We start from the raw sequence: 20,570 nt of genomic DNA on the forward strand, positions 1-20,570 counted from the left end.
AAAAAGCCTCTGACCTAGAAAACCAGGTCAGAGGCTTTTTGGTGTCTCAACCAACACGTCGGGGTGACAGGATTTGAACCTGCGACCTCTTCGTCCCGAACGAAGCGCGCTACCAAGCTGCGCCACACCCCGTGAGGCGAACCTGAAGTAGCTTACAACGTGCGGTCGGTAATCGTTAAATTGGCTGGTCAGCAGCCTAGCGGGCGACGGCTTCCGAGGTGGAGATGCCGTAGCCGGTGTCGGCGGAGTCGCGCTTGGGTTGGGCGCCGACCAGGGTGAGCAGGGTGGCTTCGGGGCGGCAGCAGAAGCGGTAGGGGGCCCAGGGGGAGGTGCCGATGCCTGCGGAGACGTGCAGTTGGGTGTGTTCGCCCCACTGGGAGGCGCCCTTCACACGGGAGCGGTCGATGCCGCAGTTGGTGACCAGTGCGCCGTAACCAGGCATCACGAGTTGGCCGCCGTGGGTGTGGCCTGCCAGCACCAGGTCGTAGCCGTCTTCGGCGAAGCGGTCGAGCACGCGCGGCTCGGGGGAGTGGGTGACGCCGATGCTCAGCTGGGCGAGCTGGTTGGGTGCGCCGGCGACGGTTTCGTAGCGGTCGCGCTGGATGTGCGGGTCGTCCACGCCGGCGGTGGCGATGCGGATGCCCGCCACTTCGAGGTCGCGGCGGGTGTGGGTCAGGTCCAGCCAGCCGCGTTCGGTGAAGGCGGCGCGCAGGTCCTTCCACGGCAGCGGGTCACCGTAGACGCGGCGGTGATCTTTCTTGAAATACTTCAGCGGATTCTTCGGTACCGGTGCGAAATAGTCATTCGAACCGAACACGAACAGACCAGGCCGGGCGAGCAACGCACCCAGCGATTGCACGACGGCGGGCACGGCCTTGGGGTGCGAAAGATTGTCACCGGTATTGACGACCAGGTCGGGTTCGAGGCGATCGAGTTCGCGCAGCCACTGCTGTTTGAGCTGCTGGCCCGGCATCATGTGCAGGTCGCTGATGTGCAGAATCCGCAACGTCGGCGAACCCGGCGCCAGCACCGGCATCGTGGCTTCGCGCAGGACGAACGCGTTCCGTTCGATCAGCGTGGCGTAGCCGATGCCTGCGACGGCGGCCCCAGCGGCTCCCAACGCGGTTCGGCGGACAGCGGACGTCGAGATAACGGGCATTTGCCCAGCATAGGCGACCTCATCCCGGATCGGCGTATGTGTTTCCGCACAAACGGTCGGGATTTTCCGCACCGGTCGAAATGTAATGGGCACCTGGGGGGCGAACGACTACGGTAAACCGCATGTCGGAACTGAAAGCCAAGCTGCGCGCGGATATGACCACCGCGATGAAAGCCAAGGACAAACTGCGTCTCGCGACCCTGCGGATGCTGCTCGCCGCGATCCAGAACTCCGAGGTCTCGGGAACCGCGGCGCACGAGCTCTCCGATAACGATGTCGTGGCGCTGCTGCAGAAGGAAGCGAAGAAGCGCAACGAGGCCGCGGTGATCTACGAGCAGAACGGTCGCGGGGAACTGGCCGCGAACGAGCGCGCCGAGGAAGAGATCATCGAGGAATACCTGCCGACTCAGCTCAACGACGCCGAGGTGGCGCAGGTCGCCGATACCGCGATCGCGCAGGTCGCCGAGCAGCTCGGGGAGCGTCCGGGGATGAAGCAGATGGGTCAGGTCATGAAGGCCGCGACCGTGCTGGCCGACGGTAAGGCCGACGGGTCGCGGATCTCGGCCGCGGTCAAGGCTCGACTGTAGGAACCAGCGCTGTAGCAACCAGCGCAAAGGGGCCGTCATCCAGTTCGGATGACGGCCCCTTGTGCTGTGACTAGCGCGGCACCGGGATCGGGATCGGTGGCAGACGCGGAATCTGCGGCAGTCCCGGGATCACCGGCGCGGGCGCGGACGGCGGCGGATTGGTCGGCGCGGGCACGCGGACGGTGCCGTCACTGATGTAGATCGTGACCACCGAGCCGGGGATGGCCGAGCCGTTGGGCGAACTGCCCATCACCGTGCCCTTGGGCTGTGAACCGGCCCCGGTCACCGCGGAGACCTGGAAACCCGCGCCGGACAGGATCGAGGTGGCCTCGCCCTGCGACTTGCCCGCGACGTCGGGGACCTGCGAGTTGTTGGCGCCGCGCACGTACTTGTCGTCCACGGGCGGCAGTGCGGGCGGCGGGAACCGGTCGAGCATCGGTTTGATGGCGTTGAACCAGGTGCGGGCGGGCTCGTTACCGCCGTAGAGGTCGCCGCTGCCGCAGTTGCGCAGCGGGGACGAGCAGATCTCGCCGGGGGTGGGGCTGTCGCCGTAGACGTAGACCGACGAGGCCAGCGCGTTGGTGAAGCCGAGGAACGCCGAGGAGCGGTGGCTTTCGGTGGTGCCGGTCTTGCCCGACATCGGCGCGGCCCAGCCCGAGGCGCGTGCGGCGCCCGCGGCGGTACCGCTGATGTCGTCCTTGCTCATCGCGTTGGCCAGGGTGTTGGCCAGGCCGGGGTCGACCACCTGCTCGCAGGCCTGCTGGGTGAGCGGGACGGTCTTGCCGCTGCGGTCGACGACTTCCTTGATCGGCGACGGCGGGCACCACTTGCCCGCCGAGCTCAGCGTGGCGGCCACGTTGGTGAGCTCGAGCGGGTTGATCGCGAACGGGCCCAGCGTGAACGAACCCATGTTGTTGTTCTTGATGTGGTCGGCCAGGCTGGCGTTGCCGCGCCCGGAGGTGCCGGGATCGGTGTAGGACCGCATGCCCAGACGCACGGCCATGTCCACCGCGGCTTCCACGCCGACGTCCTGGATCATTTTCACGAACGTGGTGTTGGGCGAGGTGGCCAGCGCGTCGGTCACCGACATCGAGCCGGGGTAGGCGCCGGCGTTCTTCACACACCACGCGTCGGCGGGGCAGCCGGGGGAGTTGGAGTAACCCATGCCGCGCGCGGCGTAGGTGCCGGGCACGTCGACCTGGGCGGCGATGCCCAGGCCCTTCTCCATGGCGGCGGCGGTGGTGAACAGCTTGAAGATCGAGCCCGCGCCGTCACCGGCCATCGAATACGGCTGGCCCAGCAGCGTCTCGTTGGCGTCGCGGTTGAGGCCGTAGGTGCGGCTGGAGGCCATCGCGAGCACGGGGTGCGAGTCCTGGCCGGGGCCCACCACCGACATGACCGAGGCGATGTCGTCGAGGTTCGGGTCGGCCTGCTCGTTGACCGAGCGTTTCACCGATTCCTGCAGCACCGGATCCAGGGTGGTCTTGATCAGGTAGCCGCCCTTGTCGATCTGTTCGCGGCTGATCCCGGCCTCGGCCAGGTACTGCAGCGCGTAATCGCAGAAGAAGCCCTTGTCGTTGGCGGAGATGCAACCGCGCGGCAGGCCCTTGGGTTCGGCCAGCACGCCCAGCGGCTCGGCCTTGGCCTTGCTGAACTCCGCGGCGCGGTGCGGGATGTTCTGCATCAGCGTGTCGAGCACCGTGTTGCGGCGGTCGGTGACGCCCTGCACGTTGGTGTACGGGTTCAGCTTGGAGCTGGACTGCACCATGCCCGCCAGCATCGCCGACTGAGTGATGTTGAGCTGGGAGGCATCGATGCCGAAGTAGGTCTGCGCGGCGTCCTGGATGCCGTACGAGCCGTTGCCGAACGGCACCAGGTTCAGGTAGCGGGTGAGGATCTCGTCCTTGCTCAGCTCGCGATCCAGCGTGAGCGCCATCCGGATCTCGCGCAGCTTGCGCGCCGGTGTCGTCTCGATCGCGGCGCGGCGTTCGGCGTCGGTCTTGGCGACCACGAGCAGGTTGAAGTTCTTCACATACTGCTGGTCCAGGGTCGACGCGCCCTGCTGCACCGCACCGGAGGAGGTGTTGGTGAGGAACGCGCGCAGCGTGCCCTGCCAGTCCACGCCCTTGTGGTCGGCGAAGCGTTTGTCCTCGATGGACACGATCGCCAACTTCATGTTGTTGGAGATCTTTTCGCTCGGCACTTCGAAGCGGCGTTGCTCGTACAACCACGCCAGCGGCGACCCGTTCGCGTCGACCATGGTCGACACGGCGGGGACCGTGCCTTCCACCAGTTCGGCGGACACGTTGTCGACGGCATCGGCGGCGCGGTTGGAGATGAACCCGAATCCACCGGCCAAGGGGAACAACAGCCCAGCGACAAGCACGGCGGCCAGCGCGCAGCTGCCGGCCAGCCTCGCGAGCGTTTGAGTGATCGGCACGATCCCAGACTAGAGGGTGGGGTCGACAGGTTCATGGGTGTGCTGCTCGAGGTCGCATGTCCGGCCGATGCCGAGGGGGTTGCTCGGGCGTGTCAACAAAATGATCACATCGGCGTGTCGCGACCGGCCACGCCGGTGATCAGCACTACTGCGCGGTTCTGGCCCGATTTGAAGGGACGGTCGTACCAAAAAATCGGGGGGCGGTCTTGCGCAATCGCCATACCTTTACCTAGATTGAGTACCCAGTGTGATAGAGCTAACACTCAAAGTGGAATGTGGTGCGGACCGCAGCGGTAGTTGGGTTGCTGTGATCCGCGCTCGCGATTCTGGAGCGCCGCACAACGGTGTTCGGACTGCAAAGGGGCACATCAAATGCACATCACAACCCCCATCGCCCGACTGGATGTAGAGCAGGCCGAGGCAAGGATCGCTTGGGTTGCCCAGGCGCGATGCAAGGAAGTGGACCCTGATCAGCTGTTCGTTCGCGGTGCGGCACAGCGCAAGGCGGCAACCATCTGCCGTCATTGCCCGGTGCTGATGCAGTGTGGTGCCGACGCTCTCGACAACCGGGTCGAGTTCGGCGTGTGGGGCGGGATGACCGAGCGGCAGCGGCGTGCGCTGCTGAAACAACATCCGGACGTGACGTCCTGGTCTGAATTCTTCAACGCCCAGCGCCAGCATCAGGTAGCGATCTAGCAGGTCGATACCGGACTGTTATCACAACGGCGCCGAGACCGCGTGGTTTGCGGAATCGGCGCCGTTGGCCGGTGTTGCTTCGAGTGCGAGCTATAGCCGAATTGTCTGAATCGATCGGGCTGTGGCCGCAGCGATCAGGCCGAGGCCGGGGTACCGGTCAGCTGATCGCCGACCGCGCGCAGTGCTTCCAGGTCCGAGACCTCGAAGGGCAGCGCGGTCACCGAGACGATCTTCACCCGAGGATGCGCGCCGGTGAAGCGATGCAGCAGGTGCCGCTCGCGCGTGGCGGTGGCGACCCGGTCGGCGTGGATGCGCAGCACCGCGGCGGTCAGCGGGTCGGCATCGGCCAGCTGGTCCGCGGCGGTCTGCGCGTGATCGCCGGACAGCCCCGACAGCGCGGGGTGCGTGCGGTTGAGCACCAGCCCGGCCAGCGGCATGTTCTCCGTCGACAGCCGGTCCACGAAGAACGACGCCTCGCGCAGTGCGTCCGGTTCCGGCGCGGCGACCACCAGGAAGTGCGTGCCCGGCGTGGACAGCATCGCGAACGTGCGCTGCGCGCGGTCCTGGAACCCGCCGAACAGCGATTCCAGCGACTGCAGGAACGTCGAGGCGTCCTTGAGCATCTGCCCACCGACGATGGTCGACACTCCACGCATCGCCAGGCTCATCGCCCCGGTGACGATCCGGCCCACGCCACGACCGGGCGCCATGATCAGCCGGATCATCTTGCCGTTGAGAAACGTGCCGAGGCGCTTGGGCGCGTCGAGGAAGTCCAGCGCGTTGCGCGAGGGCGGTGTGTCGACCACGATCAGGTCCCACTCCTTGCGCGCGGCCAGCTGCCCCAGCTTCTCCATCGCCATGTATTCCTGCGTGCCACCGAACGACGACGCCACCGTCTGATAGATCGGATTGGCGAAGATCTGCTCGGCCTTGTCGGCGCTGGTGTGCTCGAGCACCATGTCGTCGAAGGTGCGGCGCATGTTCAGCATCATCGCGTGCAGCTCACCGGGCACCTCGGGGCCCAGATCCACGCGCTGCGGAGTGTTGTCCAGCTCGGCAACGCCCAGCGACTGCGCCAGCCTGCGCGCGGGGTCGATGGTCAGCACCACGACCTTGCGGCCCGATTCCGCCGCGCGCAACGCGATCGAGGCGGCGGTGGTGGTCTTGCCGACCCCGCCCGACCCGCAGCACACGATCACCTTCGCGGTGGGATCGGCGATGATCTGCGCGACGTCCAGCAGCGGCGGGGTGGACACGTGCTCGCTCATCGGACTCCCTGCGCGGATAGCTGTTCGGCCAGTTCGTAGAGGCCACCCAGGTCCATGCCCTCGCTCAACGCGGGCAGCGACAACTGGGGGACATCGATGCCGGCCAGTTCGACGGCACTGGCGTTCTGTGCGGTCAGGACGATCGCGTGGTCGACCGTTTCGGCGATCAGGCCGTCGAAATCCGATTCCGACACGGTGATTCCGGCCTTGGTCAGGCCGGCGGCGATGGCGGTGGTGTCCAGCTCGCCTGCCACGGCCGCGTCGCGCTGCGACGGGGTGAGTTCGGCGGTGGCCGCCCGGTTGACGATCACCGTGCCGACCCGCAGGTCGTTCGCGGTCAGTTCGGCGATCGCGTCGGCGGTCTCCTGCACCGGCAGCGCCTCGAGCAGCGTCACCAGGTGGATCATCGTCTGATCCGAGTGCAGCAGCTTGGACACACCCTCGGCCTGCGAGGCGATCGGACCGCCCTTGGCGATCTCGGCCATGGCCGAGGTCACGTCCAGGAAGCTGGCGATCCGGCCCGTCGGCGGGGCGTCCACGACGATGTCGTCATAGGTGGGCTTGCCGTCCTTGCCGGTGCGGACCACGCATTCTTTGATCTTGCCCGTGAGGATCACGTCCCGCAGACCGGGTGCGATGGTGGTGACGAACTCGATCGCGCCCATCCGGCGCATCGCGCGACCCGCGAACCCCAGGTTGTAGAACATGTCGAGGTACTCGAGGAACGCGTACTCGATGTCCAACGCGAGCGCGGTGACCTCACCGCCGCCGTCGGCGCTGGCGATATGGGTCTCGGTGGGCGGCAACGGCGGCCGGTCGAACAACTGCGCGATGGACTGGCGGCTTTCGACTTCGACCAGCAAGACCTTGCGTCCCCCGGCGGCCAGCGCCAGCGCGAGTGCGGCCGAAACGGTCGACTTGCCGGTGCCTCCCTTGCCGGTCACGTAATGCAAGCGTGCCTTGGCCGCGCGTTGAGGCCATCCGGTCGACGGTTCGGGAACCGACGAAACCGGCTCTGCTGTTGGTGCTCCCACGTCGCCGAGCCTATAACCCGTTTCGCCGTGACGTTCGGGGTGAGCCCTAAACTCACACCATGAGTGAAGTCACCCTGTGGGAGTACGCGACCGTGCCGCTGTTGACGCACGCGACAAAGCAGATCCTCGATCAGTGGGGGTCCGACGGCTGGGAACTGGTTTCGGTGCTGCCCGGCCCGACCGGCGAACAGCACGTCGCCTACCTGAAGCGGCAGAAGTAGCCGTGGCCACCGCGTGGAAGGACGCGTTGGACCGGCTCGGTGTCACGCTGCCGCCGGTCGCCGCGCCTGTGGCGGCCTACGTCCCGGCGGTGCGCACCGGTTCGCTGGTGTACACGTCGGGCCAACTGCCCTTCGTCGACGGTGAACTGGCGTCGGTGGGCAAGGTCGGCGCCGAGGTGGATGTCGAGCAGGCCAAGGAGGCGGCTCGACTGTGTGCGCTGAACGCGTTGGCGGCGGTGCACGATCTGGTCGGCCTGGATCAGGTGGTTCGGATCGTGAAGGTCGTCGGATTCGTCGCCTCGGCACCGGGATTCAACGATCAGCCGATCGTGATCAACGGTGCGTCGGAGTTCCTCGGTGAGGTGTTCGGCGAGGCGGGCGTGCACGCGCGCTCGGCCGTCGGCGTCTCCGAACTGCCGAAGAACACCCCCGTCGAGGTGGAATTGATCGTCGAGGTCGGTTAGGCAGCCGCTATGGCACTGGAACATCCCGCGTACAGCCATGTTCGTCAGGTCACCCCGACGGCGTCCGTACTTCTGGCCGACAACCCCGGTCAGATGACGCTCGACGGCACCAACACCTGGCTGCTACGCGGCCCCGACAGCGACTCTTTCGTGGTCGTGGATCCGGGACCCAAGGACAAGAAACACACCGCCGACATCGTCGAAGCCACCGGCGGTCGGATCGCGTTGACCCTGATCACCCATCACCATCCCGATCACACCGGCGGTATCGATCACCTGGTGAAAGCCACCGGGACGCCGGTGCGTTCGGCCGATCCGAAGTACCTGCGCGGTGATGTCGTGCCGTTGGTCGACGGCGAGATCATCGAGGCCGCCGGCCTGCGGATCACCGTGCTGGGCACGCCCGGTCACACGTCCGATTCGGTGAGCCTGCTGCTGGACGACGCGGTCCTCACCGGCGACACGGTTCTCGGGCAGGGCACCACGGTGCTCGAATCCGCGCCGGGTGCGCTGGCCGGGTTCTTCGCGTCACTGGAAAAACTGCGTGAAGTCGGCGCGGGCAAGGCGTTGCTGCCCGCGCACGGACCCGACCATCCCGATGCCGCGCCGGTCGTGCAGTACTACCTCGATCACCGCCGTGAGCGACTGGATCAGGTCAGGGCCGCGCTCGTCGAATTAGGGCCTGACGCAGGCGCTTTCGCGGTGGTCCGCAAGGTGTACGCCGATGTGGACAAGCGGTTGTGGCCGATCGCGCGAAGTTCGGTGCAGGCGCAGCTGGAATACCTGCGGGCCGAACAACACTGACCACTGCTCGATCGCCGACGCAACTTGTCGGCGATCGAGTTGTGCGTGAAACGCAGACGTCCCGGCACGACGAAACCGCGACGGTGTGGACGAGGCCCTCTCCTCGTGAGCCCACACGCATGCGCGGTCCCGTCGTACCGGGACGGCAGCAGTTCTACGTCAGCGGGCGCGACGTGCCAGACGCTCGGAATCCGAGATCAGCACGCTCTTGCCCTCGAGGCGCAGCCATCCGCGATGTGCGAAGTCGGCCAGCGCCTTGTTGACGGTTTCCCGGGAAGCACCGACCAGCTGGGCGATCTCCTCCTGGGTCAGGTCGTGGGTCACGCGCAGCGCGCCCGCTTCCTGGGTGCCGAACCGCTGCGCGAGCTGCAGCAGTGCCTTCGCGACGCGACCGGGCACGTCGGTGAAGATCAGGTCGGCGAGGTTGTTGTTGGTGCGGCGAAGGCGTCGTGCCAGCACGCGCAGCAGTTGCTCAGCGATCTCGGGGCGCTGATCGATCCACGACTTGAGTGCGTCGCGATCCATCGTCACGGCGCGGACCTCGGTGACCGTGGTGGCGGTCGAGGTACGCGGGCCCGGGTCGAAGATCGACAGTTCACCGAACATGTCGGACGGACCCATGATGGTCAGCAGGTTCTCCCTGCCGTCCGGGGACCGTCGGCCGATCTTCACCTTGCCCGTCGTGATGATGTACAGCCGATCGCCGGGTTCGCCCTCGTTGAAGATGACGTGCCCGCGCGGAAAATCCACCGGCTGCAACTGCTTGGCGAGCGCGGCCACCGCGGTGGGCTCGACGCCTTGGAAGATGCCTGCTCTGGCGAGGGCCTCGTCCACGAATGTGCTCCTTATGGGATATGGCTTGCGAACCTGGTCGAGCGAATCGACCAACCGCGCAGTCTACGCGGGATTCCGGCACCACAGTGACAGACACCACGTAAAGAGTGGATTGCGCGATGTGCGCACAGTGTGAATCGGCTGGTCAGCTCGCCTTTGCTACATCCAGATCCGAGTTTTGGGTACGGCGCTTGCGCACGCGCGCCACAGCGGCGGGCAGGCCGAGCTTCGTCAGCTCTTTCACTTCGGCGTTGCTGGCGCTGTCCAGGTACTTTTGAACCTCTTCGTCGGGTTCGAGAAGCTTTCTGAGCCGATTCTCGACCCGCTCCATCCCCAGCGCGAACAGCATCAACAGCACTGGGAAGAGCACCACAGCGAGTCCTTGCATGTCTGGCAGTAAACACGGTCCAGGTCTCAGATGGAACACAGCGGGCAATCTGGCGAGGCAATGTTGTCGGAGTGGTTCCGTATGGTGAAGCGGTGCCTGTTTCCCCTGCCCCCGCCGCCGCAGGCGATGCCGATTCGACCGCGGTTCCCACCGGGATCACCGCTGCCCGCAAGCGGAAGAATCGTGCGATAGCTGGGGAAACGCGGATCGGTCTGGTCCGGCGCGCCCGCCGGATGAACCGCACGCTGGCCGAGGCGTTCCCCGGTGCGCACTGCGAGCTCGACTTCACCACTCCGCTGGAACTGGCCGTAGCCACGATCCTGTCCGCCCAGTGCACCGATGTGCGGGTGAACCTCACCACTCCGGCCCTGTTCGCCAAGTACCGCGGCGCGCACGACTACGCCCAGGCCAACCGGGTGGAGCTGGAGGAATACATCAGGGCTACCGGCTTCTACCGGAACAAGACCAGCTCCCTGATCGGCCTGGGTCAGGCCCTGGTCGAAAAATATGACGGTGAATTGCCTCACACCCTGGACGAATTGGTGAAATTGCCCGGGATCGGGCGCAAGACAGCCAACGTCATCCTCGGCAACGCCTTCGACGTTCCCGGCATCACCGTCGACACCCATTTCGGCCGCTTGGTGCGCCGTTGGAAGTGGACCGACGAGGAAGATCCGGTCAAGGTCGAGCACGCGGTAGGGGAGCTGTTCGAGCGCAAGGACTGGACGATGCTCTCGCACCGGGTGATCTTCCAGGGTCGCCGCGTGTGCCATGCCCGCAAGCCGGCCTGCGGTGCGTGCGCGCTGGCTAACGACTGCCCGTCGTTCGGGCTCGGTCCCACCGATCCGGCGGTGGCCGCGGAGTTGGTGAAGGGGCCCGAGCGCGAACATCTGCTGAAGATGGTCGGCCTGTGAGCGAACTTCTGCGAAGGCCTGCGGTGCGGTGGGTGCTGGCCGCGGTGATCGTGGTGTTGGCGGCGACGGTGGCGTTGTGGCCGCGGGAGGGGACGGGGAACACGGGGGTGGTTTCGCAGACTTCGCGACAGCCCTCGGGCGTGTCGGCGGAGGAGCGTGCGGCTGCTGGGTTGTCGGCGTGTCCAGGACCGGCGGCGTCCGACCCGGGAACGGGAGCGGCTGGATCCGCACCGCAGGCGACCGAGCCCGGACCGCGGGCGAACGAATCCGGACCGCGGGCGACCGAGACGGGATTGCGGTCGGCTGGATCGGGGCCGCTGGCTGGAATCCAGCTGACCTGCCTGGCTGATGGACAGCCGGTGGACCTCGCGGCGGCGCTGGCCGGAAAGCCCGCGCTGCTGAACCTGTGGGCCTACTGGTGTGGCCCCTGCGCCGTGGAACTTCCGCATCTGCAGGAATTCGCCCAGCGGGCGGGCTCGGCGCTGACCGTCATGACCGTGCACAGCGATCCCGACGAGGCGAAGGCGTTGTCACGCTTGAGCGGCCTCGGCATCACCCTGCCCGGTGTCGAAGACGCGCAAGCCGCGGTGCGCAGCGCGGTCGGTGCACCTGCCGTGCTGCCCATTTCGGTGCTCGTGCGGGCCGACGGCAGCATCGCGAGTGTGGAAGTGCGAACTTTCGCCGACGTGGCCGACATCGCGGATACGGTAGCCGCGAAGCTCGGGGTCACGGTATGACAGAGGACGTGATGGTGGCGTGCGGATCGAAGGCGATGGCGTGAACGAGGTAGGCAAGCTCGACGATTCCGGCATTCCGCCCTGGTTGCGCACCGCGATCCGGGCGGGCGGCCCCGACGCCGACGACACGCTCGCCAAGTCCCGCGCCCTGCGCCGGGCCATGTCGCTGACGGGCAAACCACGCCAGGCCGCGGTGCTCGTGCTGTTCGGCGGCTCGCCCGACCCCGACGAGTCCGCGCCGGGTGGCCTGCCCGCCGACGCCGATGTGCTGCTCACCCAACGTGCTTCGACCATGCGCCAACACGGCGGCCAGATCGCGTTCCCCGGTGGCGCCGCGGATCCCGGCGACGGCGGTCCGATCGGCACCGCACTGCGCGAGGCCGTCGAGGAGACGGGTCTGGACCCCGCCGGTGTCGCACCGTTTGCCGTGCTGCCGAAGCTGTTCGTTCCGCCGTCGAAATTCGATGTCACCCCGGTGCTCGGCTACTGGCGGGCACCCACCGCGGTGCGCGTGGTCGATCAGGGCGAAACCGAGCGTGTCGTGCGTGTTCCGCTGGCCGAATTGCTCGATCCGGCACACAGATTCATGGTCCGTGGCAGTCTCGGCTACCAGAGCCCCGCGTTCCAAGTCGATGGGATGCTGGTCTGGGGCCTCACCGGCGGTATTCTCGCCGGCATCATCAAATCAGCTGGGTGGGAACAAGATTGGGATCGGGGCGACGTGCGTGACCTGGAGAGCTCGCTGGCTGCGGTCGGAATGACGCTGTGACCCCGTCGGTGTGGCTGGACATCGCGGTGGTGCTGATCGCACTGGTCGCGGCGTCCACCGGCTGGCGGCAGGGTGCGGTGGCGTCGGCGCTGGCGTTCTTCGGTGTCGCGCTGGGCGCGGTCGCGGGCATTCTGATCGCACCGCACATCCTGAAGCATCTCAGCGAGGGTCGCAGCCGGGTGCTGGGCGGCATCCTGCTGATCGTGCTGCTGGTGATCATCGGCGAGGTCGCGGGCATGGTGCTGGGCCGAGCCGCGCGCACGGGCATCCGCCAGCCGGTCGCGCGCAGTGTCGACAGTGTCGTGGGCGCGGTGCTGCAGGCGGTGACCGTGCTGGTCGCGGCCTGGCTGCTCGCGCTGCCGCTGGCCACCGCGTCCCAACCGGCCGTGGCCGCCGCGATCAACGGTTCGAAGGTGCTCGCCGACGTCAACTCGGTGGCACCGGACTGGTTACGCAAGGTCCCCAACGAGTTCTCCCGACTGCTGGACACCTCCGGACTCCCGGATGTGATCGGCCCCTTCGGTCGCGCGCCGATCGCAGCGGTCGAACCCCCTGACCCCAGCGTGCTGGCCAGCCCCGTCGCCGCTTCGCTGCAACCCAGCGTGCTGCGCATCCGCGGCACCGCCCCCAGTTGCCAGCGCGCGCTGGAAGGTTCGGGTTTCGTCGTGGCCCCCGAACGCGTGATGACCAACGCCCACGTCGTGGCAGGCACCAACGCGGTAGCGGTCGATACCGCCCGCGGCGCCCTCAACGCCACCGTCGTGCTGTTCGACCCCTCCAAGGACATCGCGATCCTGAGCGTGCCCGGCCTGACCGCCCCCGTCCTCCCCCAAGCCCCCGAGCCCGCCAGCTCCGGCGAGAGCGCGATCGTCCTCGGCTACCCCGGCGGCGGCCCGTACACCGCCAGCGCCGCCCGAGTCCGCGAAACCCTTGACCTCACCGGCCCCACCATCCACCGCGACGGCACCGTAGAGCGCGAGGTCTACACCGTCCGAGGCCAAGTCCGCGCAGGCAACTCCGGCGGCCCCCTGGTAGACACCGAAGGCCAACTCCTAGGCGTAGTCTTCGGCGCCGCAGTAACCGACGACGACACCGGCTACGTCCTGACCCTCAACGAGGTCGCCTCAGAACTAGCCGCAGCCACCCCCAGCACCACCCCCGTAGACACCGGAGCCTGCGTCCTGAGCTGAGTTTTTGGAGCGCTGGCGCGCTCGAGCGGGCCCCGGGGGGCCCTGATCTTCCCTCCCTGCGGGTGCTCCTTCGTCGCACCCTCCGGTCAGTCCAGATCAGGGCGGGGCCCTTTGGTAGGGACTTCCTGGTGGCTACCCGAACCGAAAAGGTGGTGGCTCAGGGCGAAACCAAATCATCATGCGGCGACCCGTTCTGCTCCCGCCACCGCGTAGTCAACACCTCATTGACCCTGCTCGGATTCTCCTGATGCGCATAATGCCCAGCCCGCGGAATCGACACCAACGTCCGGTTCGGCGACAACGCCTCCCCCCGCTGAAACGTCGCATCGAGCAGATAATCATCCTGCTCCCCCCGCAACATCACCACCGGTATATCGATCGGCGTCCGCATAGTCGCCATGAACCGCTTGCCATCAGGCCGCCACTGACTACGGAACGCCCACCGCTGATACTCCAACGCACTGTGCGCGGCCCCCGGAATCCGGATGGCATCCCGCATCCGCGAGGCAGTCTCGACGAATTCCGCACTGCCCGACCATGATTCACCGACCCGACCGTGCAGCAACCGCTCCACTTCGGCCCCACCACGCCGCGTGAGCAGGTTCTCGGGGTACCGCGGCAGCTGGTACCGCAGGAACTCCGGCAGCCACGCCGCCCGCTGCGCCGGATCCCGCAACACAGCACTTTTCAAAGCAGCGGGATGCGGCGAACTGACCAGCGCGATCGAGCGAACCAGTCGCGGGTGCAACACCGCGGTAGCCCAGCAGACCAGCCCACCTTCGGCGTGACCGACGAGAGTGGCCTGCGTGTGGCCCAGCGCGCGGATCAGCCCGGCGATGTCACCCGCGAGGGTCCATCCGTCGTAGCCGCGCGGTGGTTTGTCGGTATCGCCGTACCCGCGCAGGTCGACCGCGACGGTGCGATATCCGTGGTCGGCCAGGGCGGTCAGCTGATGCCGCCACGACCACCAGAAGTCGGCGAAGCCGTGCAGCAGCAGCACCAGGGGGGCGTGCGCGCGGTCGGGACCGTCGGCTTCGACGATGTGGAAGCGGATTCCGTTGGCGTGCACGTCCCGGTGGGTCCACGGTCCGTCGAAGCGGACGCTGGAGGGATCCGGGAATGAGTTGGACGACACGCCGATCGAGCCTAGTGGGCGGGTCCGGCTGTCGCGACCGGGCCCGCCGGGCGCGTCAACGGTTACTGGACTTCTCCAACGATGCGTGGGGTGTGTGCGCGCTGTCGCGGTGTGCGAACGCCGCGGGCAGCACCTCGGCGGTCTGCTTGAGCGAGCCGATCGTCTTCTCCGGCGCGCGCACCTTGCGTACCTTGAGCCAGCCCAGCAGCGCCAGGCCCACGGTGGCGAGCACCATCAGCACGAACACGATCAGGAACGCGGCCCAGCGGGCCAGCCATACGTCGAGCAGTTCGGCGATGAAGAAGAAGAAGAAGAACGAGCTGAACAGCAGCACCACCAGCGCGAGGATGAAGAAGACGCTGCCGGTGAGCCCCTTCTTGATCTCGCCGGTGACTTCGGCCTTGGCCAGTGCCACTTCGGCGCGCACCAGCGTCGACATCTGTTCGGTGGCGTCGCGCACGAGGCTGCCGATGCTGGCCGATCCGGGCGGATTGGCGTCGGTCAACGGGATCGAAGTGACCGTCCGACCGTCATTTCCGCCTTGGGTGTAACTCACTTCGTCGACCCTTCTCCCTGTGGTAACTGGTCTGCATCACGGCGCGCGGAGTGCACACGTCCTCGGCGCAACAGTAGCGCCGATCCGATCAGCGATGCTGCCATCGAGGTCACCAGAACGGCGGCCTTCGCAAGATCGATGGCCTCGGTGCCTACGTCGGCGAGCGCGAGTTCCGCCACGAGCAGGCTAACGGTGAACCCGATCGCGCCCAGTACCGACAGGGCGAACATGTCGCGATACTCCAGTCCCGCTGGGCGTTTCGCCACGCCGAGCCGGATCGCGACCCAGCTCACGCCGAAGATTCCGATGGTTTTGCCCAGCAGCAGACCGAGGATGATCGCCAGGGCCAGCCGGTCGGTGAACAGCGAGCCGAACACGTCGCTGTTGAGCGGCACCCCCGAGGCGAACAGCGCGAACACCGGCACGCAGAATCCGGCCGAGATCGGTTGCACCACATGCTCGAGGTGGGTGGCGGGCGCGGTTTTCTCGCCCGGATCCTTGCGCACGCGAGTGAGCAGGCCGAGCGCGACACCGGCCAGCGTGGGGTGGATGCCCGCCTCGTGCAGCGCGTACCAGCAGATCAGCGCGACCGGAATGTAGAACAGCGGCGTGTGCAGCCGGAACTTCTGCGCCAGCGCCCATGCCGCGCAGCAGGCGATGGCGGCGGCCAGCCACAGCAGCGACAGCGAGGCGGTGAACAGCACCGCGATGAGCACGATGGCCAGCAGATCGTCGACCACGGCCAGGCTGAGCAGGAACACCCGCGCGCTGGTGGGGATGCGGGAGCCGGTCATCGCGAGGATGGCCAGGGCGAACGCGATGTCGGTGGCCACCGGGATGGCCCAGCCGTTCTCCATGCCGGGCACGCCGTGGCCGACCACCAGCGCGATCGCGGCGGGGGTGACCACGCCACCGACCGCGGCGATGATCGGCAGCGCGGCCCGTTTCGGGTCGGCCAGCTCGCCCACGGCGAATTCACGTTTGAGTTCGAGCCCGGCGACGAAGAAGAAGATCGCGAGCAGCCCGTCCTTGGACCAGTCGGCAAGCGTGAGGTCCAGGTGCAGCGGGGGGATGGCGGGGTGGGTGTCGATCAGCGTTTGATAGCTGGCACCCCATGGCGAGTTCACCCAGATCAGGGCCACGGCAGCGGCCACGAGCAGCAGCGCACCGCCGACGGTCTCGGTGCGAAGGTAGCGGGTGAGCTCGGAGCGGACGCGCGTGATCAAGGGCAAGCCTTTCGGCAGAGGTCGACGGGGTCGCGGCCGCTGTCCGGCTTCCCGGATTCACGACCGCACGCCGACCAGACTTCCCGGCACACCTGAAGTCATGAGCCTAACGGACCCGGACGGCCACAGCGCGTTGCCGCCGTCCGGGGTCGGTCAGTTGTTACCCGCGCGGATGGCCTCGAATACGCCCGGATCGACCAGGGTGGAGGTGTCGCCGAGCTCGCGTCCCTCGGCGATATCGCGCAACAGCCTGCGCATGATCTTGCCGCTGCGCGTCTTGGGCAGCTCGGGCACGATATGGATCTCGCGGGGCCGCGCGATCGGGCTGATCTCCTTGGACACCGCCGCCTTCAGCTCACCGACCAGGTCGTCGCCCCGCACGGCCGACCCGGTGAGGATGACGAACGCGACGATCCCCTGCCCGGTGGTGTCGTCGCTGGCGCCCACGACCGCGGCTTCGGCCACGGCCGGATGCCCGACCAGCGCGGACTCGACCTCCGCGGTGGAGATCCGGTGACCCGACACGTTCATCACGTCGTCGACCCGCCCGAGCACCCACAGGTCGCCGTCGGCGTCGAGTTTGGCGCCGTCCCCGGCGAAGTACCACCCCTGTTCGGCGTAGCGCTCCCAGTAGGTGGACCGGTAGCGGTCCATATCGCCCCAGATGCCGCGCAGCATCGACGGCCACGGCTTGTCGAGCACGAGGTACCCGTTGGCCTCGGTCTCGCCCAGCTGAACCGGGTTGCCCTCTTCGTCGACGACGGTGGCGGAGATGCCGGGCAGCGGTCCCATGGCGGCGCCGGGTTTGGTGGCGGTGACGCCGGGCAGCGGCGAGATCATGATGGCGCCGGTCTCGGTCTGCCACCAGGTGTCCACGATGGGAGTCGCGTTGGCGCCGAACACTTCTCGATACCAGCGCCATGCTTCGGGATTGATCGGTTCGCCGACCGAACCCAGCAGTCGTAAGGTGCTCAGATCGTGCGCGTCGGGGATCTCGCGCCCCCACTTCATGAACGTGCGAATCAGGGTGGGAGCGGTGTAATAGATTGTGACGCCGTATTTTTCGATGATCTCGAAGTGGCGGTGCTCGTTGGGGGAGTTGGGCGTGCCCTCGTACACGACCTGGGTGGCCCGGTTGGCCAGCGGCCCGTAGACGATATAGCTGTGCCCGGTGACCCACCCGATGTCGGCGGTGCACCAGTAAACGTCTTGTCCTGCTTGATGATCGAAGACATTGTGGTGCGTGTACGCGACCTGCGTGAGGTACCCGCCGGTCGTGTGCAGAATCCCCTTGGGCTTCCCGGTGGTCCCGGAGGTGTAGAGGATGAACAGCGGGTGCTCGGCCGGAAACGGCTGTGCCTCATGCGAAGGTGAAGCAGCAGACACGGTTTCGTGCCACCACAGGTCGCGACCTTCGGTCCAGGGCACCTCGGTCCCGACCCGGCGCACCACCAGCACGTGCTCCACCGAGGACGGGTCCGAACCCAGCGCCTCGTCGACGGCGTCCTTCAACGGTGCGGGCTTGCCACGCCGCCACTGCCCGTCGGTGGTGATGATCAACCGCGCCTCGGCGTCGTCGACCCGCTGTCGCAGCGCGCTGGGCGAGAATCCGGCGAACACGACCGAGTGCGTCAGGCCCAGCCGCGCGCACGCCAGCATCGACACGATCGCCTCGGGCACCATCGGCATGTAGATGGCGACGCGATCGCCTGCTTCCAGTCCGAGTTCGGTCAGGAAGTTGGCGGCCTGGGAGACCTCGGCGAGCAGTTCGCGGTAGGTGATGTCGCGGGAGTCGCCCGGTTCGCCTTCCCAGTGGATGGCGACCTGTTCGCCGTGCCCGTCGATGACGTGTCGGTCCACGCAGTTGTAGGCCACGTTGAGCTCGCCGTCGGCGAACCAGCGCGCGACCGGAGCGTCGGTCCAGTCCAGCACCTGGGTGAAGGGTGTGTGCCAGTGCAGCCGGTTGGCCTGCTCGGCCCAGAAGCCGTCTCGGTCGGTCTCGGCACGCGCGTAGAGGGCGGCATCGGCATTGGCGGCGGCGGTGAACTCCGCGCTGGGCGGATACGAGTCCTGGTGGCCTGCAGCGGTTTCGGTCATGTTGATTCTGCCTCACATGCCTGGTGCGGTCGGGTCGGTCGCCGGGTGTGGCCCAGCGGTATCGACAGTAGTCAACACGGGCGGGCGGGGTCGCGCAGTTGTATCGGCCAGGTTTCCCGCGCGGTCAATAGGGCTAGTTCATCCGATGACTTCCCGGACAAACCGGGCGGTCGCGGGCTATCGTTTTCAGTCAACCGTTCAGCTGATGGTTCCGACTTTTGTTCATATTTTTCCTGCCGAGCATGAGGGGCTCGGCATTTTTTCCTGCGTTTCCACCGAGTAACCGTATTGATACATGTGAAGTGAAAATGGCTCGGAATGGTGATAAATCGGCCGCGAGCCGCTAACCTCCGACCGTTAGCCACGGAATTGAACCGGGAGAGAGCGTTGAGATTCATCAGAGCGACCGCGCTGGTTGCGGCGGGACTGGCGGCCACGAGCCTCAGTCTTACCGCGTGCTCGTCCGATGACAGTGCTGATTCCAGCATCGTCACCACGAATGCGGGCGAGCCGCAGAACCCGTTGGTACCCAGTAATACCAACGAGAACATGGGCGGACGAGTTGTCGACCGTTTGTTCGCCGGGCTGAAGTACTACGACGCCAACGGCGAAGCCCACGACGAGATGGCCGAGAAGATCGAGACGACCGATCGCAAGTCGTACAAGATCACCATCAAGCCGAACTGGAAGTTCACCGACGGCACCACGGTGACGTCGAAGTCCTTCGTCGACGCGTGGAACTACGGCGCACTGGCCGACAACGCGCAGCTGCAGAGCTACGCGTACAGCCCCATTGCCGGGTTCGACGAAGTCAGCGCCGAGAAGCCGACGGCCAAGACGATGTCGGGCCTGAAGGTCGTCGACGATCGCACCTTCACCGTCGACCTCAAGGCACCCTCGATCGACTTCGAGAGCGCCCTGGGTTACACGCCGTTCTATCCGCTGCCCGAGGCGGCATTCAAGGATATGAAGGCGTTCGGTGAGAAGCCGATCGGCAACGGCCCCTACGCATTCCAGACGTGGGAACACAACGTCAAGATCGATCTGACGCCCAACCCGGATTACCCCGGTAACCGCAAGCCCAAGAACAAGGGCATCAGTTTCGTGATGTACCAGTCCTACGACACCGCGTACGCGGATCTGCAGGCCGGTAACCTCGACGCGCTGGACACCATTCCCGACAGTGCGCTCACCAGTTACAAGAGCGATCTGGGCGACCGCGCGATCACCAAGCCGACCGCGCAGAACCAGCACATCGGTATCCAGACCAACGTGCCGCACTTCGCCGGCGAAGAAGGCATTCTGCGGCGCAAGGCCATCTCGATGGCCATCAACCGCCCGCAGATCGCGGACAAGATCTTCAACGGTCTGCGCAACCCGGCCAAGGACTTCACCGCGTCCACGCTGCCTGGCTTCAACGCCAAGCTGCCGGGTTCGGAATGGCTGGACTACAACCCCGAAGAAGCCAAGAAGCTGTGGGCACAGGCCGACGCGATCTCGCCGTGGGCGGGTAGCAAGTACTCGATCACCTACAACAGCGACGGCGGCCACCAGGCCTGGGTCGAGGCTGTGGCCAACAGTGTGAAGAACACGCTGGGTATCGACGCGGTCGCCAACCCGATGCCCACGTTCAAGAACATCCGTGACGCGGTCACCGACGAAACCATCGGCACCGCTTTCCGTTACGGCTGGCAGGGTGACTACCCGACGATGATGCAGTTCCTCGGATCGCAGTACTACAGCTACTCCGAGACCAACAACGTCAACTTCAACAACCCTGAGGTCGACCGTCTCTTCGACGCCGCGCTGGCCGCGCCGACGAACGAGGCTTCCTACAAGCTGATCGAGCAGGCTCAGACGATCATGCTGAAGGAAATGGTCGACATCCCGGTGTTCGACTATGTCGCCGCCGCGGGCATCTCCGACAAGGTCAGCAAGGCCGAGCTCGGCTGGAACGGCTTGTTCGACTTCGAGAACATCGAGAAGTAGAACTCGACAGTGGGCCGAGTCACGCGAATGTGACTCGGCCCCTTTCGTTTTCGGAGGAAATG

At 66.5% G+C, this 20,570-nt stretch carries 20 protein-coding genes and 1 tRNA gene; 10 read left to right on the forward strand and 11 right to left on the reverse strand.

The features are described 5' to 3' along the window. Nucleotides 1-58: 58 nt before the first annotated feature. Nucleotides 59-132, reverse strand: a tRNA-Pro gene (locus ACFWU5_RS18975). 64 nt (nt 133-196) lie between these two features. Continuing rightward, a complete protein-coding gene (locus ACFWU5_RS18980) occupies nt 197-1,159 on the reverse strand; it encodes a metallophosphoesterase (protein ID WP_379247027.1) in 963 nt (320 codons plus the stop codon). Nucleotides 1,160-1,281: 122 nt separating this feature from the next. Here ACFWU5_RS18980 and ACFWU5_RS18985 point away from each other — a divergent pair, with 122 nt between their 5' ends. Beyond that, entirely contained in the window at nt 1,282-1,746 is a 465-nt protein-coding gene (locus tag ACFWU5_RS18985; protein WP_379268107.1) for a GatB/YqeY domain-containing protein, read from the forward strand. 70 nt (nt 1,747-1,816) lie between these two features. On the opposite strand, the gene ACFWU5_RS18990 is transcribed toward ACFWU5_RS18985, so the two are convergent. Then, complete coding sequence (locus ACFWU5_RS18990) at nt 1,817-4,186, reverse strand: penicillin-binding protein (RefSeq protein ID WP_379268108.1); 2,370 nt, start codon at nt 4,184-4,186, stop codon at nt 1,817-1,819. Between the two features lie 372 nt (nt 4,187-4,558). Here ACFWU5_RS18990 and ACFWU5_RS18995 point away from each other — a divergent pair, with 372 nt between their 5' ends. After that, nucleotides 4,559-4,882: a WhiB family transcriptional regulator gene (locus ACFWU5_RS18995; RefSeq protein ID WP_379238653.1), complete on the forward strand. Its 324-nt coding sequence runs from the start codon at nt 4,559-4,561 to the stop codon at nt 4,880-4,882. Between the two features lie 134 nt (nt 4,883-5,016). Here ACFWU5_RS18995 and ACFWU5_RS19000 read toward each other — a convergent pair whose 3' ends face one another. Beyond that, complete coding sequence (locus ACFWU5_RS19000; RefSeq protein WP_379247030.1) at nt 5,017-6,150, reverse strand: ArsA family ATPase; 1,134 nt, start codon at nt 6,148-6,150, stop codon at nt 5,017-5,019. Next, nucleotides 6,147-7,184 (reverse strand): ArsA family ATPase, encoded by a 1,038-nt coding sequence (locus tag ACFWU5_RS19005; protein ID WP_379268109.1) that lies wholly within the window; start codon nt 7,182-7,184, stop codon nt 6,147-6,149. Before ACFWU5_RS19005 ends, ACFWU5_RS19000 begins: the two co-directional genes overlap by 4 nt. Before the next feature lie 59 nt (nt 7,185-7,243). On the opposite strand from ACFWU5_RS19005, the gene ACFWU5_RS19010 reads away from it, so the two are divergent. The 3 genes from ACFWU5_RS19010 to ACFWU5_RS19020 are packed head-to-tail and all read left to right on the forward strand — an operon-like array spanning nt 7,244 to nt 8,673. Then, nucleotides 7,244-7,405, forward strand: a complete 162-nt coding sequence (locus ACFWU5_RS19010) for a DUF4177 domain-containing protein (protein WP_101464811.1) — start codon at nt 7,244-7,246, stop codon at nt 7,403-7,405. A gap of 2 nt (nt 7,406-7,407) precedes the next feature. After that, nucleotides 7,408-7,869, forward strand: a complete 462-nt coding sequence (locus tag ACFWU5_RS19015) for a RidA family protein (protein WP_379247033.1) — start codon at nt 7,408-7,410, stop codon at nt 7,867-7,869. A gap of 9 nt (nt 7,870-7,878) precedes the next feature. After that, nucleotides 7,879-8,673, forward strand: a complete 795-nt coding sequence (locus ACFWU5_RS19020; protein WP_379268110.1) for an MBL fold metallo-hydrolase — start codon at nt 7,879-7,881, stop codon at nt 8,671-8,673. A 159-nt stretch (nt 8,674-8,832) separates the two neighbouring features. Here ACFWU5_RS19020 and ACFWU5_RS19025 read toward each other — a convergent pair whose 3' ends face one another. Continuing rightward, nucleotides 8,833-9,507 carry a Crp/Fnr family transcriptional regulator gene (locus tag ACFWU5_RS19025; RefSeq protein WP_040703546.1) on the reverse strand — a complete coding sequence of 225 codons (675 nt, stop codon included), beginning with the start codon at nt 9,505-9,507 and terminating at the stop codon, nt 8,833-8,835. Nucleotides 9,508-9,652: 145 nt separating this feature from the next. Further along, the gene (locus ACFWU5_RS19030; RefSeq protein ID WP_379268111.1) at nt 9,653-9,895 is read right to left on the reverse strand and encodes a hypothetical protein; all 243 of its coding nucleotides are present in this window, start codon (nt 9,893-9,895) and stop codon (nt 9,653-9,655) included. A 155-nt stretch (nt 9,896-10,050) separates the two neighbouring features. Here ACFWU5_RS19030 and nth point away from each other — a divergent pair, with 155 nt between their 5' ends. Genes nth through ACFWU5_RS19050 form a run of 4 tightly spaced genes read left to right on the forward strand, consistent with a single transcriptional unit; the run spans nt 10,051 to nt 13,505 of the window. Further along, the gene (gene nth, locus ACFWU5_RS19035) at nt 10,051-10,809 is read left to right on the forward strand and encodes an endonuclease III (RefSeq protein WP_379268128.1); all 759 of its coding nucleotides are present in this window, start codon (nt 10,051-10,053) and stop codon (nt 10,807-10,809) included. Next, complete coding sequence (locus tag ACFWU5_RS19040; RefSeq protein WP_379268112.1) at nt 10,806-11,546, forward strand: TlpA family protein disulfide reductase; 741 nt, start codon at nt 10,806-10,808, stop codon at nt 11,544-11,546. Before nth ends, ACFWU5_RS19040 begins: the two co-directional genes overlap by 4 nt. Before the next feature lie 40 nt (nt 11,547-11,586). After that, nucleotides 11,587-12,315 (forward strand): NUDIX hydrolase, encoded by a 729-nt coding sequence (locus tag ACFWU5_RS19045; RefSeq protein ID WP_379268113.1) that lies wholly within the window; start codon nt 11,587-11,589, stop codon nt 12,313-12,315. Continuing rightward, nucleotides 12,312-13,505: a MarP family serine protease gene (locus tag ACFWU5_RS19050; RefSeq protein WP_379268114.1), complete on the forward strand. Its 1,194-nt coding sequence runs from the start codon at nt 12,312-12,314 to the stop codon at nt 13,503-13,505. The genes ACFWU5_RS19045 and ACFWU5_RS19050 overlap by 4 nt, the downstream gene beginning before the upstream one ends. A 157-nt stretch (nt 13,506-13,662) precedes the next feature. Here the strand turns inward: ACFWU5_RS19050 and ACFWU5_RS19055 are convergent, their stop codons facing one another. The 4 genes from ACFWU5_RS19055 to acs form a co-directional block, all read right to left on the reverse strand. Further along, nucleotides 13,663-14,640 (reverse strand): alpha/beta fold hydrolase, encoded by a 978-nt coding sequence (locus tag ACFWU5_RS19055; protein ID WP_379268115.1) that lies wholly within the window; start codon nt 14,638-14,640, stop codon nt 13,663-13,665. A gap of 55 nt (nt 14,641-14,695) precedes the next feature. Then, nucleotides 14,696-15,196: a phage holin family protein gene (locus tag ACFWU5_RS19060; protein ID WP_379247047.1), complete on the reverse strand. Its 501-nt coding sequence runs from the start codon at nt 15,194-15,196 to the stop codon at nt 14,696-14,698. Then, nucleotides 15,193-16,422, reverse strand: a complete 1,230-nt coding sequence (gene nhaA, locus ACFWU5_RS19065; protein ID WP_379268116.1) for a Na+/H+ antiporter NhaA — start codon at nt 16,420-16,422, stop codon at nt 15,193-15,195. Before nhaA ends, ACFWU5_RS19060 begins: the two co-directional genes overlap by 4 nt. Before the next feature lie 153 nt (nt 16,423-16,575). Next, complete coding sequence (gene acs / locus ACFWU5_RS19070) at nt 16,576-18,519, reverse strand: acetate--CoA ligase (RefSeq protein ID WP_379268117.1); 1,944 nt, start codon at nt 18,517-18,519, stop codon at nt 16,576-16,578. Nucleotides 18,520-18,906: 387 nt separating this feature from the next. Here acs and ACFWU5_RS19075 point away from each other — a divergent pair, with 387 nt between their 5' ends. Then, nucleotides 18,907-20,508: an ABC transporter substrate-binding protein gene (locus ACFWU5_RS19075; RefSeq protein WP_379241005.1), complete on the forward strand. Its 1,602-nt coding sequence runs from the start codon at nt 18,907-18,909 to the stop codon at nt 20,506-20,508. Nucleotides 20,509-20,570 lie beyond the last annotated feature (62 nt).

This window comes from Nocardia sp. NPDC058640 (genome assembly GCF_042716995.1).
In the GTDB taxonomy this organism is placed as follows: domain Bacteria; phylum Actinomycetota; class Actinomycetes; order Mycobacteriales; family Mycobacteriaceae; genus Nocardia.

Coding starts and splice junctions, on each gene's coding strand:
- ACFWU5_RS19020 (WP_379268110.1), top strand. CDS start 7,879: ATGGCACTGGAACATCCCGCGTACAGCCATGTTCGTCAGGTCACCCCG.
- ACFWU5_RS18980 (WP_379247027.1), bottom strand. CDS start 1,159: ATGCCCGTTATCTCGACGTCCGCTGTCCGCCGAACCGCGTTGGGAGCC.
- ACFWU5_RS19010 (WP_101464811.1), top strand. CDS start 7,244: ATGAGTGAAGTCACCCTGTGGGAGTACGCGACCGTGCCGCTGTTGACG.
- ACFWU5_RS18995 (WP_379238653.1), top strand. CDS start 4,559: ATGCACATCACAACCCCCATCGCCCGACTGGATGTAGAGCAGGCCGAG.
- ACFWU5_RS19030 (WP_379268111.1), bottom strand. CDS start 9,895: ATGCAAGGACTCGCTGTGGTGCTCTTCCCAGTGCTGTTGATGCTGTTC.
- ACFWU5_RS19000 (WP_379247030.1), bottom strand. CDS start 6,150: ATGAGCGAGCACGTGTCCACCCCGCCGCTGCTGGACGTCGCGCAGATC.
- acs (WP_379268117.1), bottom strand. CDS start 18,519: ATGACCGAAACCGCTGCAGGCCACCAGGACTCGTATCCGCCCAGCGCG.
- ACFWU5_RS18985 (WP_379268107.1), top strand. CDS start 1,282: ATGTCGGAACTGAAAGCCAAGCTGCGCGCGGATATGACCACCGCGATG.